15 protein-coding genes and 1 other RNA gene are annotated in these 16,443 nt (G+C 33.9%); 9 read left to right on the forward strand and 7 right to left on the reverse strand.

The genetic code is table 11. The annotated features are described in order from the left end of the window. Positions 1 to 19 precede the first annotated feature (19 nt). Positions 20 to 1,444: an ATP-dependent DNA helicase gene (locus tag GON26_RS02255; RefSeq protein ID WP_160373086.1), complete on the reverse strand. Its 1,425-nt coding sequence runs from the start codon at positions 1,442 to 1,444 to the stop codon at positions 20 to 22. 153 nt (positions 1,445 to 1,597) lie between these two features. Here GON26_RS02255 and GON26_RS02260 point away from each other — a divergent pair, with 153 nt between their 5' ends. From GON26_RS02260 to GON26_RS02270, 3 genes are all read left to right on the forward strand, one after another. After that, the gene (locus tag GON26_RS02260) at positions 1,598 to 2,419 is read left to right on the forward strand and encodes a DUF3822 family protein (RefSeq protein ID WP_160373087.1); all 822 of its coding nucleotides are present in this window, start codon (positions 1,598 to 1,600) and stop codon (positions 2,417 to 2,419) included. Continuing rightward, the gene (locus tag GON26_RS02265) at positions 2,416 to 3,015 is read left to right on the forward strand and encodes an RsmD family RNA methyltransferase (RefSeq protein ID WP_160373088.1); all 600 of its coding nucleotides are present in this window, start codon (positions 2,416 to 2,418) and stop codon (positions 3,013 to 3,015) included. Before GON26_RS02260 ends, GON26_RS02265 begins: the two co-directional genes overlap by 4 nt. A gap of 217 nt (positions 3,016 to 3,232) precedes the next feature. Further along, positions 3,233 to 4,303, forward strand: a complete 1,071-nt coding sequence (locus GON26_RS02270) for a BamA/TamA family outer membrane protein (RefSeq protein ID WP_160373089.1) — start codon at positions 3,233 to 3,235, stop codon at positions 4,301 to 4,303. Positions 4,304 to 4,318: 15 nt separating this feature from the next. On the opposite strand, the gene GON26_RS02275 is transcribed toward GON26_RS02270, so the two are convergent. Next, on the reverse strand, positions 4,319 to 6,421 hold the full coding sequence (locus tag GON26_RS02275) for an outer membrane beta-barrel family protein (RefSeq protein ID WP_160373090.1): 2,103 nt from the start codon (positions 6,419 to 6,421) through the stop codon (positions 4,319 to 4,321). Between the two features lie 146 nt (positions 6,422 to 6,567). Here GON26_RS02275 and GON26_RS02280 point away from each other — a divergent pair, with 146 nt between their 5' ends. The 3 genes from GON26_RS02280 to GON26_RS02290 all read left to right on the forward strand — a co-directional run bounded on the left by GON26_RS02280 (position 6,568) and on the right by GON26_RS02290 (position 8,914). Beyond that, on the forward strand, positions 6,568 to 7,926 hold the full coding sequence (locus tag GON26_RS02280) for a sensor histidine kinase (RefSeq protein WP_160373091.1): 1,359 nt from the start codon (positions 6,568 to 6,570) through the stop codon (positions 7,924 to 7,926). A 7-nt stretch (positions 7,927 to 7,933) separates the two neighbouring features. Next, on the forward strand, positions 7,934 to 8,620 hold the full coding sequence (locus tag GON26_RS02285; protein ID WP_160373092.1) for a response regulator transcription factor: 687 nt from the start codon (positions 7,934 to 7,936) through the stop codon (positions 8,618 to 8,620). Between the two features lie 99 nt (positions 8,621 to 8,719). Further along, entirely contained in the window at positions 8,720 to 8,914 is a 195-nt protein-coding gene (locus GON26_RS02290; protein WP_160373093.1) for a hypothetical protein, read from the forward strand. Between the two features lie 232 nt (positions 8,915 to 9,146). Here GON26_RS02290 and GON26_RS02295 read toward each other — a convergent pair whose 3' ends face one another. Further along, on the reverse strand, positions 9,147 to 10,397 hold the full coding sequence (locus tag GON26_RS02295) for a cation:dicarboxylate symporter family transporter (RefSeq protein ID WP_160373094.1): 1,251 nt from the start codon (positions 10,395 to 10,397) through the stop codon (positions 9,147 to 9,149). A 31-nt stretch (positions 10,398 to 10,428) separates the two neighbouring features. Next, positions 10,429 to 10,746, reverse strand: an RNA gene (gene rnpB / locus GON26_RS02300) — RNase P RNA component class A. A gap of 124 nt (positions 10,747 to 10,870) precedes the next feature. Here rnpB and GON26_RS02305 point away from each other — a divergent pair. Continuing rightward, the gene (locus GON26_RS02305; RefSeq protein WP_160373095.1) at positions 10,871 to 11,164 is read left to right on the forward strand and encodes an SH3 domain-containing protein; all 294 of its coding nucleotides are present in this window, start codon (positions 10,871 to 10,873) and stop codon (positions 11,162 to 11,164) included. A gap of 141 nt (positions 11,165 to 11,305) precedes the next feature. Here the strand turns inward: GON26_RS02305 and GON26_RS02310 are convergent, their stop codons facing one another. The 3 genes from GON26_RS02310 to GON26_RS02320 all read right to left on the reverse strand — a co-directional run bounded on the left by GON26_RS02310 (position 11,306) and on the right by GON26_RS02320 (position 13,501). Next, positions 11,306 to 11,677 (reverse strand): LysM peptidoglycan-binding domain-containing protein, encoded by a 372-nt coding sequence (locus GON26_RS02310; protein ID WP_160373096.1) that lies wholly within the window; start codon positions 11,675 to 11,677, stop codon positions 11,306 to 11,308. Positions 11,678 to 11,683: 6 nt separating this feature from the next. After that, on the reverse strand, positions 11,684 to 12,160 hold the full coding sequence (locus GON26_RS02315; RefSeq protein WP_160373097.1) for a BON domain-containing protein: 477 nt from the start codon (positions 12,158 to 12,160) through the stop codon (positions 11,684 to 11,686). A 111-nt stretch (positions 12,161 to 12,271) separates the two neighbouring features. Beyond that, the gene (locus GON26_RS02320; protein WP_160373098.1) at positions 12,272 to 13,501 is read right to left on the reverse strand and encodes a TMEM143 family protein; all 1,230 of its coding nucleotides are present in this window, start codon (positions 13,499 to 13,501) and stop codon (positions 12,272 to 12,274) included. Positions 13,502 to 14,213: 712 nt separating this feature from the next. Here GON26_RS02320 and GON26_RS02325 point away from each other — a divergent pair. Continuing rightward, positions 14,214 to 14,888 carry a hypothetical protein gene (locus GON26_RS02325; RefSeq protein ID WP_160373099.1) on the forward strand — a complete coding sequence of 225 codons (675 nt, stop codon included), beginning with the start codon at positions 14,214 to 14,216 and terminating at the stop codon, positions 14,886 to 14,888. Between the two features lie 357 nt (positions 14,889 to 15,245). Further along, complete coding sequence (gene dnaX / locus GON26_RS02330) at positions 15,246 to 16,331, forward strand: DNA polymerase III subunit gamma/tau (RefSeq protein WP_160373100.1); 1,086 nt, start codon at positions 15,246 to 15,248, stop codon at positions 16,329 to 16,331. Positions 16,332 to 16,443: the final 112 nt, after the last annotated feature.

Consider the following 16,443-nt stretch of genomic DNA (forward strand, 5'->3'; position numbering starts at 1 on the left):
TTAATCTGTGGCTAAAAAACTATTCCTCAAAACTCTCGTCTTTAAATCCTATCAAATATAATTTATTTTTAGCACGCGTCATAGCCGTGTACAGCCATCTGATATAATCTCTCTCAATTCCGTTGGGTAGGTAAGGCTGCTCGATAAAAACCGTATTCCATTGTCCACCTTGCGATTTATGACACGTAATGGCGTACGAGAATTTCACCTGTAAACCATTAAAATATTCGTTGTTTTTTACTTTCTGAAACTTCTTGTATTTGGTAGATTCATCTTCATAATCTTTCATCACTTCTTCATACAAACGATTCGATTCTTCGTAGGTTAACGACGGAGATTCGCTTTTTATAGTATCTAAAAGTAAAACGGTTTCAAAAGGTTTCTGATTAGGATAATCAACCATTCTGATTTTTACTTTTGCAAAAGTAAAACCATATAATTCCTTGATTCCGAACATTTCCAAAACCTCGATAATATCGCCATTGGCAATAAAACCAGCTTCGTCAGTTTCTTTCAGCCAAAAATAATTATTCTTCACCACCATCAAAAAATCACCAACCGAAAGTTCGCTTTCCTTAAATAAAATTCGGGTTCTGATTTGTTCATTATATTGATTTGCACGTTTATTAGAGCGAACAATAAACGCCGTATCCTCAATACTATAATTGCTGTAAGCGGTATTAATAGCATCCTGAATATCGTAACCATCCGTAAGCCGAACGATATCTTTGAACTTTTTTACATTGAATTTGAATTCAGTTATAAAAGAATCTTTTAGCAATTCACGTAGTTCAGTTGCATTATACAAAATTCCGGAACTTTCTTCCTGACGCATAACTTCGTCGAGTTCGATATGTTCGATTTCTTTATCGTAATGAATTCCCAAAGTCTGTGTATCCAAAGCGGGGCTAATATCCAGATTTACGGGCGGCAGCTGAGCCGTATCTCCCAAAAGAATCATTTTGCAATTGGTTCCTGAATACACGTACTGAATCAAATCATCCAATAACGAACCATTATCATACAACTTCGAATCGGAATTACTATCCGAAATCATCGAAGCCTCATCGACAATAAAAATCGTGTTTTTATGTTTGTTGATTTGTTTGGTAAAAGCCACGCCTCCACCGGCAGATTTCTTCGGAAAATAGATTTTTTTATGAATCGTAAAAGCAGCTGTATTCGAGTAATTGGCAATAACTTTTGCCGCGCGGCCCGTTGGAGCCAGCAAAACAAATTTCTTGTTGATGTCGCCTAAATTATTTACAATCGTAGAAATCACGGTAGTTTTTCCGGTTCCGGCATATCCTTTCAGTACAAAAATGGTATCGTTTTGAGGTTCCGTTAAAAAAATAGCAATTTTTTGAAAAAAAATATCCTGTTTATACGTTGGTGCAAAAGGAAATCTTTTTTGTAAAACGCTGTAAAACAGTGATGAGTTCATTTATAAGAGATAATATTAAGAAAACATCAAATATAATCATGAAAGACGAGCGAAACACATAAAATCGAAAATGAATAAAAAAAAATTGTAAGTTTGTAATCGAATTAAATTCATTCTTGATACTAAAGCAGGTAACGAATTGTAAATCAAATCATGTCATTGCAAAATACTAATATCACCTCAAAAAAATACAAAAAATTATCTATTCAGGTCTCCTTGACTGGATTGTCATTTTGTTGTTTTGATACCCTCAATAATACGATAACTTCTTTTGCTGAAGTTATTTTTGATACTTTTCATAAAGGAAATAAAATCGAAGAACTTCTTGCTGATGCTTTCAAACAGCATCCTGAGCTAAAAGATACTTACGATGAAATTGTAGTGATTCACAATAACAATCTTTCAACTTTTGTACCCGCTGCTCTGTTTGATGAAAATTTTCTGGGAAGTTATCTACAGTACAACACAAAAGTTTTTGAAACCGACTTTTTTACCTTCGATCAAATTTCAAATTACCAAATGAACGCGGTGTATATTCCGTATGTAAACATTAATAATTTTTTGATTGATGAAGTTGGATCATTCGATTACAAGCACGTAAACAGTATTTTAGTCGAAAAAATTCTGGAAGCTTCCAAAAATAATGATGATAAAAAAATGGTTATCAATTTTAATGAAAATCATTTCGAAATTATTGTGGTACAAAATCAAAAGCTCTTATTATTCAATTCATTTGAATACAATAGCCCTGAGGATTTTATATATTATGTACTTTTTACTGCCGAACAAACCAGTTTAAATCCGGAAACTTTTCAGTTGGATTTTTTAGGCACCATAAAAAAGAACGACCCTTATTATGCAATTGCTTATCAATACATCCGCAATATTTCATTTTTGGATGTTAGCAGTCTGCAACAAAAAAACAGCTTTTCAACTGCAGAAAATTTAAAACATTATATTCTATTTCAATCATGAGAATCATTTCAGGAAAGTACAAAGGACGCCGCATTTTTCCGCCGAAAAACCTTCCGGTTCGCCCCACAACTGATATGAGTAAAGAAGCATTATTTAATGTTTTGAATAATCATTTTAGTTTTGATGGCTTGAAGATTTTAGATTTATTTTCGGGAACAGGAAACATTAGTTTCGAATTCGCTTCACGCGGAAGTGCCCCAATTACCTCGGTTGATGGTGATTTTGGCTGTGTAAAATTTATCAAACAAGTCGCATCAGAATATGATTTTGAAATTGCTGCTACCAAAAGTGATGTCTTTAAATATTTAGAGAATTGCAAAACATCTTACGATATTATTTTTGCCGATCCGCCTTACGGATTGGATCAGGCTACTTTTGAAAAAGTGGTTTTGTTGGTTTTCGAAAGAAATTTACTTAACGAAGACGGCATGATGATTATCGAACATTCAAAATATACAAAACTCGAACATCTGAGTAATTTTTCTTTTCAAAAGAGCTACGGAGGTTCGTTTTTTAGTTTCTTCGAATTTGACTCAACTGACGACGATGAAGAACTCGCTGACGAACCGATTGATAAAAATATAGAAGAAGATTAAAATATCCTTCTAATCACAAAAATCCCATGAAGTTCATGGGATTTTGTATTTGATCACATTCGGTTTCCCTTTTTATACTATTTTTCAAATAATTCATTTTCAGAAATCATATATCAAATAAACTATCTGAAATTAAATAAATTTTGTATCTTTATTTTTACAAATACGATTGATTTATATAATCCTGTTTGATCATGTATAATTTTAAATAATTATTATGCAAAAGATACTTCCCGTTATAGTTTTTTTATTTTGCTCTTCATTCGTATGGTCTCAGGAAAAGCCAAAAGACACCATTGCTCCTGCTGAAAAAGCAAAACGTTTCGATTTAACCATTATGCCTTATCTGAGTTACAACCGAAACCTTGATTTCATGTTTGGTGCAATTCCGATGGCAATGTACCGAGCAAAAAAAGAGGATACCATTTCTCCAAAATCACTGTCGGGATTGGCTGCCATATATACTACTAATAAATCCTATTTTATTTCTTTTTTTAATAAATTATATTTTAATGAAGACTCGTGGCGAGTTCAGTTTTTTGCTTTAGCCGGAAATGTAAATTCACAATTTTACATGGACGATATTGATGCGCCAGATTTTTATGATTATGGAACCAAAATGACGAGAATCAGTGTGGGTGTAGATCGAAAAATAATTCCGCATTTTTATGGAGGAATCAATTACGCCTATTCGCACTATAACACCGTGTATGAAGATGATGTACAGCCACAATCTGTTTCGCACACGAATGCTTTACAATATAATTTGCTTTATGATACCCGAAATGCTATTTATTATCCTACTCATGGTGAAAAAATAAAATTGCGCTGGATAAACTTTCCCGAATGGTTCGGAAACGACCTTAGTGCCAATAAAATTTTAACCGAATACAATAAATACCTTCCCATCAGAAACGGAAAAGATGTACTGGCTGCACGATTTGCAGGTACATTTGGTTTAGGAAACATTGCTTTCGAACAGCAGGTTCACATTGGAGGAAAAGATATTCGCGGGTATTCTGAAGGAAAATATCGAGGCGATGGTATTATGGCATTGCAGACTGAATATCGTTATAATTTTAATGACAAAATGGGCGTCGTTGGATTTGCTGGTTTGGCTACAATGTATGGCTCCGACACCGAAAACTTTAACTGGAAAGCCTATCCGGGAGCCGGAGTTGGGTATCGCTACAAGGCTTTTAAAAGTGTAAAATTTAATATAGGTCTCGACGCTGCGGTAGGAAAAGACGATTGGGGCGTTTATTTTAGAATTGGAGAAGCTTTTTAATGTATTGATTTTCCTTTATCGAATGCGATTTTCGTTCTCATCTATATTTTTCCCTTTAAATTCAGCTGACGAAACTTTCCCAAAAGAATATTTGATGGCAATCGAGAACTCATTAGAATCAACCCTATATCTCGAATTTGACCTTACGCCATTGACGGTAAATTGCTCCTTAAAAATAGTATTTTTGAAAATATCATTGTAGCTCAAAGTGCAATTCCAATTTTTGAAAAAAGTTTTCGAAACTGATGCATCTGTTATAAACATAGCACTTCGTTCAAAAACACCTTCTTTCTGTTTGGTAGAACCCCAAAAATTAAGCACAAAAGCATATCTTTTTGGGAGCCTGAACTCCTGATTAGACGAAAGATATAAATAAGGCTTTACAGTTCTAAAAACTGCAGCATCATCGACAATTTTATTTTTTACAAAAATTAGAGAATTGGTTGAAGTCCAGATTTTATAGGTAAATGGAGCCGTTATTTCTATATTAAAACCGGTTTCTTTGTCGTAATTCACATCTTTAAAAGTCATACTATTTTGCTGGCTGTCATACGAAAAACTTCCTTCGACAGCATTCGAAATCGTATAGTAAGTTACTTTTATCGATTTGTCATGATACTGAAAAGCAGTAGAAACTTCATTAGTAATTGTGGGATCTAAATTGATATTTCGCGCGTACAAAAAATACGGATTAATATACGTTGAACCCTGGCTTAAAGACGAATAATTGGGTCTGGCGATACTTCTGGCATAGTTGAAACTTATATTTTTTGAACTGTCAATTGCAAAGCTAAGCTGTGCTTTCGGAAATAAATTGGTGTAATTCTTTTGGATTAAAGGTGTTTCATCTGTACTAAATTTTCCGTTTACATGGGTGTTTTCAACTCGTAAACCTGCCGAAAAATCAATCTTTTTTATTTTTCCGGAAAACTGACTATATCCTGAAATATTTTGTTCTTTAAAATCATAATGATTGGCTGTATTTGTGCTACTTTCAAAATCAAAAAAATCAAAATCTGATTTAGAATTCGCATCAGAATAAAGTCCGCCAAACTCAAATTTCATTTCGTTTTTAAACTTTTTTTTTACATCAATTCTTCCTGAAAAAACAGTAACATTAAAGAGCTGATTACGATTTTGCGCCAATTCGAATTGAGTATTATTGAAATTATTTTTCATCTGACTCCATTCTTCCTGATCAAAATTAGAATATTGAAAACCGGTAAAAACCTGCGTATCAATAGCTTTTATTTTCTTTGAATAATTTAGAAACGAGTTTACAAAATTCTTTTTGCTTGTATTATCACCAAAAGTTAAAACGTAATTTTCTACATTTTCCTTTTTATTATAAGTAGAAGTGATGATATCAAAAGGTCCGTTTTGCAGCTTGCCACTCACGTTGAACGAAACATAATCATCGTCATTCATTTTATAAAACATACCACCGCCAAAAATAAACTGCGTTCTTTTAGTATTGGCAACAACATCATAATTAGACTGAATAGCTGCATCTACAATCTCATAATTTATACTATGCCCTTCCCAGGGCTGCAACTGATTGTAATTGAAATTAGTTTTCCATTCTATCTTCTTTTTTTTAAAACTTGAATTGAATCCCAAATAATTATTATACTCTTTTTTGAAAGATGCGACCTCTGAAACTGAAGTCTGAAAGCCATCTTTTTTGCTAAATTTTCTTGTAATTAAAATCACTGCGCGGCCTTCGGCTTCATATTTTGCAGATGGATTCTGAATGATTTCAATCGTTTTGATATCGGCTACAGCCAAAGCATTCAAATCGTTCATTCCTACTTTTTGATTGTCAATATAAATCAGCGGATTTCCTTTTCCGATAATTGAAATACTTTCTTTATCAGCGCTAATCTGAACGGAAGGCATTTTTGATAATACATCTAAAGTATTCGGAATTACATTGTAAATCGAATTGGCTACATCCAATTTTACATTACCGTTTTGGTAAGAAAATGCTTTTTTGTTTTGGCTAATCACAACTTCATTCAATTGAGTTGACACACTGTCTTTGGCCGTTTCATTTTGGGAATATCCAATAAGTGAAAAGAGAAACAACAGTATCCATAAGATCATTTTTGAAGCCATATAAATTGAATTTTAAAAAAGTTAGATTGATTTGCTGCAAAAATGCTTCTAAAAAAGGCGTCTGAAAGTTAATTGAAGGTTAATGCGGAGTTAATGCTAAAATTGTATTCTAAAAGCTTTATTTTTGAACAGAATTTCTTTTTGATATGAAACAAAGAATCAATTTATTAATCGCATTTTCAGTGCTTGCGCTACTCGTTTTATCGACGGTGCAATGTTATTTGGTAAAAACGACTTACGATTATAAAGTGGCACAATTTCACACCGAAATCAAAAATGAAATTGCGCAGATTACGAACAATTACAATGATATTGACTCGGCTCTGATTTCAAAAAAGGAATTACTCTATAAAGGATTAGCGGAACAATTTTTTCAAGGAAAAACTACCAAATTTCAATTAAAAAAAGCCATTCTGGAAAATGAATTCAGAGATGCGTTAACATTGAAAATTCAGCAAAAATTGGAACGGGATTTACCCAATCTTAAAATAGATTTTGCCATTGTTTTGAATAAATTTATTTTTTACCAAAACTTCAAGAAAGCAGATACAATTTTCTCTGAGAAACCTTTTATTCAGAATAAATTATACGGGAATTTAGCCTCTTTAAATCAATCCTTTTTAGTTCGGAATTATGTAGGAACAACTAATGGTTCCTTTGAAAATCAGGATTATAAATTATTGACCGAAGACTCCATGTACGTTTCTGTAATCGACTGGGAAATGATTATTTTGAGACGAATGACTTTCATCCTGATTTTGTCTTTGCTCTCTATTTTAACGCTGATTACGCTTTTTGTAATTGCTATTAAAGCGTTAATCAAACAAAAAAAAGTAAGCGATGTCAAGACCGATTTCATCAACAATATTACACACGAACTCAAAACACCTTTAGCTACTCTGGGTATTTCGACTAAAATTTTAGAGCAAAAAAACATTCGCGATAATGATGAAAATTTTACTGCGATTGTCAATACTATTTCACGGCAAAACAATCGTTTACAAAATTTAATCGATCAGGTAATGGCGAATTCACTGGCCGAAAACGAAATCGAACTTCAAAAAGAAAAAATAAATAGTGAAGAATTTTTAAAAGCGATTATTGAAGATTTTAAAATTGGTAATCCGAAAATTACGATTGAAACTGATTTTCAAACGGAAAAAACTATTTTGGTTTTAGACAAATTTCACCTGACAACTGCAATTTTGAATGTACTCGAAAATGCTGTAAAATATGGCTCGAATACCATTCGCCTGACGACAAAAAACATTCAAAATGAGTTTTCTATAAGTATTCAGGATGACGGAATTGGGATTTCGAAAACCAAACAACCTTTGCTTTTTGAGAAATTTTATCGCGTAGAGCAGGGAAATTTGCACAATACAAAAGGCCTTGGATTAGGATTATATTATGTTGATCTAATTATAAAAGCGCATCAGGGAACCATTGCAGTAATAAGTGATTTGGGCAAAGGCGCAGTGTTTACTATTAATTTTAAAGTTTAATTCACCATTGAAAAAGATTCTTTTAGCCGAAGACGATATTGATTTTGCAAATGTTTTAAAACAATATTTGTCACTTTACAATTACGAAGTTACGTGGGCAGAAGATGGCGAAAAGGCCTTAGAATTCTTCAAAAACAACACCTATGATATTTGTATTTTTGATGTGATGATGCCGAAACTTGACGGATTTTCATTGGCCGAAAAAGTCATTAAAATCAACCCTGAAACCCCTTTTATATTCCTGACTGCCAGAAAATTAAAAGAAGACAAAATCATCGGATTAAAATTGGGTGCCGATGATTATATCGCAAAACCTTTTGAGGCTGAAGAACTGATACTGCGCATTCAGAATATCTTAAAAAGAATGGAGCAAAAGAAAACCCTACACGGAATTGATAATATCGAAATTGGTTCGTATATTTTTGACAGTAAACGTTTAACACTCAGTCATCCGGATTTGATTCACCAACTTACAGAAATGGAAGCTTCTCTTATTGAGTATTTATATCTCAATCATAATCAGTTATTAAAAAGAGAACAAATTCTAATGTCTGTATGGAAAAAAGACGATTATTTTTCCGGCCGAAGCATGGATGTTTTTATCAGTAAACTCAGAAAATATTTTAGTGCTGATCCTAAGATTAGTATTGAAACAGTACGAAGTATTGGTTTAGAATTTAAAATTTCAAAATAGCCTGAGCCTGCGAATGATATAAGTTTTGATGAACAATTATGTAACGTTGTAAAGCTATAATGACAATACATTTGTAATGAAACATTAAAAACATACATCATGAATCTAAAAAGATTTTTCGGAGGATTACTTACCGTTCTTGGAATCGTAGGACTTATTTATACAGCAGTTATATTTGCTGGAACGACAGGCGAAACCAGAGATATTAAATCGCTGGTTATTTATGGCATACTAGGAATCGTATTTTTTATGTCAGGTATCAGTTTGGTTCGAACTACAAAAGACGAAGCTTAATTTTTTTGAGATATAAAGGAACAAAGGTTCAGAGATACAAAGGAAAGGTTGTCAAACGCTTTAAAAAACTTTGTACCTCTGAGCCTTTGCCTAATTAAAAAAACAAAAAATCTATTATTTAAGAAATTACAATCGTCCCCACCAACTTTCGAATCGGGATGATAAAAAAATCCGTTTTAATCCGCGCTTTCGCTTTAGCGAATCCGTGTCATCCGCATTCCATCAGACCAAGTTACTCCTCAACAATTGGTTCCAAATTCAGCTCCGTAAAATCTCTTTCGGTTTTAGAAATTACAATTGTAGCCACGGTATTTCCAATCAAATTGGTAATCGCTCTGGCTTCGCTCATAAACTTATCTACACCTAACAAAAAAGCCAGTCCTTCAACGGGAATTTTATGAATGGCTGTCAAAGTCGATGCCAAAACTATAAACCCGCTTCCGGTAACGCCTGCAGCACCTTTCGAAGTAATCATCAGAATACCAATCACACTCAGAATTTCGAAAAAACTCAAATGTACATCATACAACTGCGCCAGAAATATAACGGACATCGACAGGTAAATCGAAGTTCCATCCAGATTAAACGAATAACCCGTAGGAATCACCAAACCCACCACCGATTTACTGCAGCCCATTTGTTCCAGTTTAACCATGATACTGGGCAAAGCTGCTTCGGATGAAGAAGTGCCGAGTACCAATAAAAGTTCTTCTTTGATGTATTTTAAAATCAAAAGAATATTGATTTTATAATATTTCAGAATGCTTCCTAAAATTAGAAATACAAACAAAAACATCGTAGCATACACACATAACATCAGTTTTCCAAGCGGAATAAGTGTTGACAAACCAAACTTCCCGATGGTATAAGCCATTCCGCCAAAAGCACCAAGAGGAGCCAGATACATGACATATTTTAATCCGAAGAAAACCACTTTTGAAGCCCTTTCTAAAACCAAAATCGTTTGTTCGCGTTTTTTATAGAAATTCAATACAATACCGCATACAATGGCTGCTAATAAAACCTGCAAAGTAAAATTGGATAGAAAAAACTGCAGCCACGAAAAATCTGCCGAAGGATTTTTGGTATATTCACTGGCATCCTGCAAAGCCAATCCTGATTTATCAATTTTTCCAGGTTCAAAAAGATAGGCAATAGCAACTCCAATTGCCAGAGCGACGGTTGAAACCACTTCAAAATAGGCTAAGGCTTTCACTCCAATCCGGCCTACTTTTTTTAAATTTCCCATTCCGGAAATTCCCAATACAATCGTTAGAAATATAATCGGTCCTATAAAAAGCTTAATAATATCGATGAAGGTTTGTCCCACAATTTTCATTTTTACCCCATTTTCAGGCGAAAAATGTCCGAGCAAAATACCGGCAATGATAGCAATCAATACCCAAAAAGTAAGATTGGTTATAATCGTTTTGAAAGTGCTTTTTTTTGCTTTTCTAGAAGAATTAGAAGTGGTGGTTTTCATGAAAGAAAGTTAGAGACTTTCACAAATATATAAAAAATGCAGACCTATAAGCCGGATTCTGTCTCTGATAAATCAGAGCCTTATCATTTATCTAGATTCCGCATTACTGCGGAACTCAAGCTACCTACCCTTCAACAACGGACGAGAAGCCCTTAAATGCTGATATACTTGGTATTTCACCGCATAGAGTTTACCTGGTTTCACTACAGCATTACCTGTACATACTTTCTGTTGCACTTGTCCTTGCGTTATTACTAACACCGACGGGCGTTACCCGCTATGCTTCTCTGTGGTGTCCGGACTTTCCTCCCTCCCAACGAATCAGGACGACGATAAGGCGGTCTGCGCGGCAAAAGTAGCAATTTATAAACGAAGAACCGAACTTTTAAATTTTAGATTTTAGCATCAATTTCGTAACAATTTAATTTTAAAATGGTTATCTTTAAAATCCTAATTTTTAAAATTCAATTACTATGACTAAAATGTATCATTACGCAACTGTTTCAAAAGCTTTAGATCAATTGAATGAAAAAGGATTTACTTGTGATTTTAATCGAAATGCAGACATGATTAAAAAAAATCCTGAGAAATTTGAAATTGTTCATGTGTATCGATACGAAGGGGAATCAGACCCAGGCGATGAGGCAGTTGTTTACGGAATTAAATCAACATCAGGCAAAAAAGGTGTTTATGTCGCTGGCTTCTCCGCCGACTCAGATCAGGAAACCGCAAAGTTTTTATTTGATTTGAGTATTAAGGGGAGGTAAATTTTCAGGAGTTTTTTAACAAAGTGTTTCATTTCGACGAAAGAGAATTTATATCCGATGCTCTTTCGTCGAAATGAAACAAAAATACACAACAAAAAAAGTCCTTCGCAAGGAAAGACTTTTCAGAACAACTCATTTACATTACGCTGTTGGTATTTTCAGTTTCCAGCCTGGCTGAATCAGGTCGGGATTTTTAATAACATCTTTATTGGCTTCAAAAATAGCCTGCCAGGAAACACCGTGATCTTTTCCAATTTTAGATAATGAATCACCACTCTGAACCGTATATTCTGTTGTGGCACCCTCGGCTACCGCAAAGTTTATAACCGCATCAGACGCTCTAAAATCAGGATCTAATTTTCCGTAAAGCTGCCATAATTTCTCTTTATCTTCTGCAGATTTTGCTGTTCCATCCAGATACAAAACATTGTCCTGCTCCCTAACCTGTAAATTGGCTACTCCTAAATTGTGAGCCAAATCCGTTAACTCTTTGTATTTATCCAGTAAACTCATGATCTCTTATTTTATAGTTAACTTATTTTCTACTTTGTTAGGTTTCAATTCCTGTACACTTTGTATCAAAGACGGCAATTGTTCTCTTTTAATGTTTCCGGTAAGTGTCACCACACCGTTTACCACCGTAAAACTAACGCCATTATACGCTTTCACCACTTCATTTACCGAAGTGTTCAGAACACTATCCGGATTAATTTCTACAGGAGCCTCTACAACAGGATCCGGAGCTGGAATTTCGCAGTTATTCACCACAGATTTAACTCCTTTTGTACCCTTAACAATACCCTCTACATTTTGCTTCAAAGCATCATCTTTACAAATTCCTGAAATAGTCGCAACACCATCTTTAACCGTTACTGAAACCTGTGGAAAATTGACCGTTTGCGAAGCGATTTCCTCCTGAATATCTGCGTCTTTAGGACCACAAGCTACCAAGGAAAACACAAGACTCATTCCTAATAAAATCGATTTAATTTTCATAACACTATTTTTTAATTATTTAACCATTTAAAGTTAATAAATTAAAAATCAAAGTTTTACATTCTAATATTATGAAATTTATATATTTCCCATCAGTCACAACATAAAACATTACCTCTGATTGTAATCAAAAACACCATCCCATAACTCATCCATTTTTACCAGGGCATTATCCAGCGCAATAACTTCCCATTTTCCGTTTGTTTCAATACCTAAACCAATATTTTTTAATTTTATCAGTGCATCGGTTACATCAAAATCAAGATCCGTTTTTAGTTCTTTAGAAAACCAGGATTCAATCTGATCATCAAGCTCTTCAGCAGTCAAAGGAACTGTACTTTTGTATAAAAAACTGTAAACCAAAATAGTTTCCTTCAAAACTTCTTCTTCAGATGAGTTTAACAAAGAATAAAATGCACCGCTATTATTACCTAAATTTTTAAAATAAAGACTGTCCGACAGCATTTTCGAATACTTGATTTTCTTGTTTACAAAAGTACTGTACTGGCGAAATAAATACAGCGACAACACTCCCAACGCAATCAAACCCTGATTTAGAGACGCTTTACTGTTCAACAAATCAATAGTCTCCCTCGACTGATAAGCCGCATACATCGCAACCAAAGCAGGAATTACCTTGGTACTTAATAACGAAACCCCTCCAAAAATACCCGGCACCCAAAAAAGCAGTTTATCTGTAGTGGACATCTTCGGAATCGCATTAGGAAATATCGTTTCGAGATCGTTTTTAGGAACACGCTTAAAGATTTTTAGCACTATGGCTTCTGGATCAATTGGCATTTTCCCTAATTTCACCTTCCTTTCTTTCAGAAAATCCGCATCGTTATAATTCAGGTAAATCATCACCCGATCATAATATTCAACCTCTATTTTTTTCTTCCAGAAAATATATTTTGTAACCTTTTCTTTCGCTTTATGATGGCCCCGAACATACAATTCGTAATCCTTAAAAGCATTAAAATCAATAGACAAATTCAACCCTATCAAATCCGAATCCTTAAAAGCCTTATCCAGTGTTTCCTGATCAATTCGCCTGTAATTACCCTGTTCCAGTACTTTTAGCAATGTTTCCTTAAAGACTAAAAAATCACTTTTACCTCTAAAGACTTCACGCTCTTTCGGACTTAAATCTGGATCAAATAAGGCATAATTTTGCTTTAGGTTTCGGTTAAGATTAAAGGCCTCATAATGATAATAATGCTCAATTATATCAAATAATTTTCTGAAATCATCAACCTTATTTTTATCAGCCTGGAAAGCAGCAATTTGTTGATCGAGTAAGAATTCCTTATTAAAAGGAATATAATGTTCTCGTGTCATATTTGTATTTTGTAGGTTTTAAATTTTAGTATAAACAACGAAATTGGGTGCATTATTATATTCCGTTTCTAAAAGCAAAAATAGCATCCCAAATTCGATTTCCGAACAGTTTCGGGATTAAAGTTTAGTTATTGTTTTTATGTCCATAATCCGCATCAGGGTGTGCCACCATCCCGACAAGAGGGCCAACCTTCTTTGCGCTTATACGCCCTCTTGCCGGGCTGCTGTCGGGCTATCCATGCTACTTCGGTAGCTTATTCCTATCCCTCACACGAGCTGCACTTTAAGCAAAATTCATATTCATTCCTTACATTTTCAAATTCCCGACTTGAATTTTCATATTCACAACTTGAAAATGTGAGTAAATCACTTGAAAATTGAAGTTCCCGGCTTGAATTTTCATATTCCAAACTTGAAAATGTGAGTGAATCACTTGAAAATTAAAGTTCCAGACTTGAATTTTCATATTCCAGACTTCAAATTTCATATTCAGAACTTCAAAATGTGAGTAAATCACTTAAAAATTCAAGTTCCCGACTTGAATTTTCATATTCAGAACTTCAAAATGTGAGTGAATCACTTGAAAATTGAAGTTCCAGACTTGAATTTTCACTAGCCTTTGGAATAGTTTTAGAAATTTTCTAAAATAATACATTTTAAAATTGTTAGACTCTTCTCTTAAAAATGTATTATTGTAGTAAAAACCGAACTTATGAAATTAAGAGCTATTTTCGTTTTAGTATTTTTTTGCTTTTTTAATTATTCCTTCTCTTGCGATTGTCCTCCGCATCAAAAAGAAACAATGGTTCAAAAAGGACTTCAAAATTCCGACATTGTTTTTTATGGAGAATTAATTAGGGTAGATACCATTCAATACACATACGATTTTAGAATAATTGAATTATTTAAAGGAAAATATCAATCCAAAATTATTCATGGTAAAGGCTTACAAAATAATTGTGAAATCGAACCTTTTAAAAAAGATTTGTGGATAGTATATGCAAATATAAATAAAGACAATACAATAAGTCTCAGTTATTGTTTACCTTCTCAAACAATGGAAATACCTCCTGGATTCCTACCTCCCATCCCTATTGCAAAAATTTATGGTGAAAAAATCACAAAGACAGATTCATTAAAAAATGATATTTTAAATTTAAAAATAAATAATGAAACACTTTACACATTCTTCTACCAACTAGAACAATTAAGAGCATATAAATCTGCGCAAAATTCAATATCGCAAAAAGAAAAAACAGATTCAGAACTTGTAAAGTATGCAAAGTACATTTCTATCTTTTTGTTTTTAATTATTGTATTACTCTCCATTTTGATTTTTATTGTTTTCAGGAAGAAAAGCAACTCAAATAACTCAACATTTTCTTAATCTGTTGAGGAAAAATGTTGAAAATAAAATCTCTCTAAACTCTTGAAAAACCCTTTCAGAAAAGCAAATATCCATTCATAAAAACCCCAACGAGGTGAAATATTTATAGCAAAGAAAATAACCGTTCACATAAAAACCCCAGCGGGATGAAATATTTATAGAAAAAAAATCCGTTAAAATCTGCGTTTTCGCTTTAGCGAATCAGTGTCATCCACGTTCCATTATCACCACAACTATAGAAAAAATTCATCTTACTTTCTCATATTCAAACCACTCAAAAAACCGTTTCAGATTTGTTGATTTCAGATTTGTGATTTGGTAATTTTCAGCCTATATTTGCTATCGAATAAAAAGAATATGGAACAATTTGTAGTATCGGCTCGTAAATATCGCCCACAAACCTTTAAGGATGTTGTAGGTCAGAAAGCCATTACCAACACTTTATTGAACGCCATTGAGAGCAATCACCTTGCTTCTGCCCTTTTATTTACTGGTCCGCGTGGAGTTGGAAAAACAACGTGCGCCCGTATTCTGGCCCGAAAAATAAATCAGCCTGGCTACGATGACCCCAACGAAGATTTTGCATTTAACGTTTTTGAGTTAGATGCCGCTTCGAACAACTCGGTTGATGATATTCGTAACCTGATCGATCAGGTTCGAATCCCGCCACAAACCGGGCAATACAAAGTCTATATTATCGACGAGGTTCATATGTTGTCTTCGGCTGCTTTTAATGCTTTTTTGAAAACATTAGAAGAACCGCCAAAACACGCTATATTTATCTTAGCAACAACAGAAAAGCACAAAATCATTCCAACGATTTTATCCCGTTGCCAGATTTTTGATTTCAAAAGAATTACGGTAAAAGATGCTAAAGAACATTTGGCCGAAGTTGCAGCAAGTCAGGGAATTAATTTTGAAGACGATGCTCTACACATCATTGCCCAAAAGGCAGATGGTGCAATGCGCGACGCTTTATCGATTTTTGACCGTGTAGTTTCGTATTGCGGAACCAACTTAACGCGTCAGGCCGTAACCGAAAACCTAAACGTTTTAGATTACGAAACCTATATCAGCATTACCGATTTACTTTTAGAAAATAAAATTCCGGAGCTTTTACTGGCTTACAATGATATTTTATCAAAAGGCTTTGACGGACATCATTTTATTGCAGGTCTGGCTTCGCATTTCAGAGATTTATTGGTAAGCAAAACGCCTGCTACAATTGCTTTATTAGAAGTGGGTGAGCAAGCACAGCAAATGTATCATGTACAGGCGCAAAAATGTTCGCAGGCCTTTTTATTAAAAGGAATTGATATTGCTAACGACTGTGATTTAAAATACAAACTAAGTCAAAACCAGCGACTTTTGGTCGAATTATGTCTGATGCAATTAGCCTCTATCACTTTTGATGGAGAAAAAAAAAAGTTGAGCAATATATAATTCCGCCAACTTATTTTAAAAATTCAGGATATTCTATTCTTGAAGTCCAAAGCCCAAAGCCCAAAGCCGAAAGTGAAATCCTAAATTTAAAATCCCAAATTCCAAACCCGGA

Origin of the sequence: Flavobacterium hydrocarbonoxydans (assembly GCF_009789235.1) — a bacterium.
GTDB lineage: Bacteria > Bacteroidota > Bacteroidia > Flavobacteriales > Flavobacteriaceae > Flavobacterium > Flavobacterium hydrocarbonoxydans.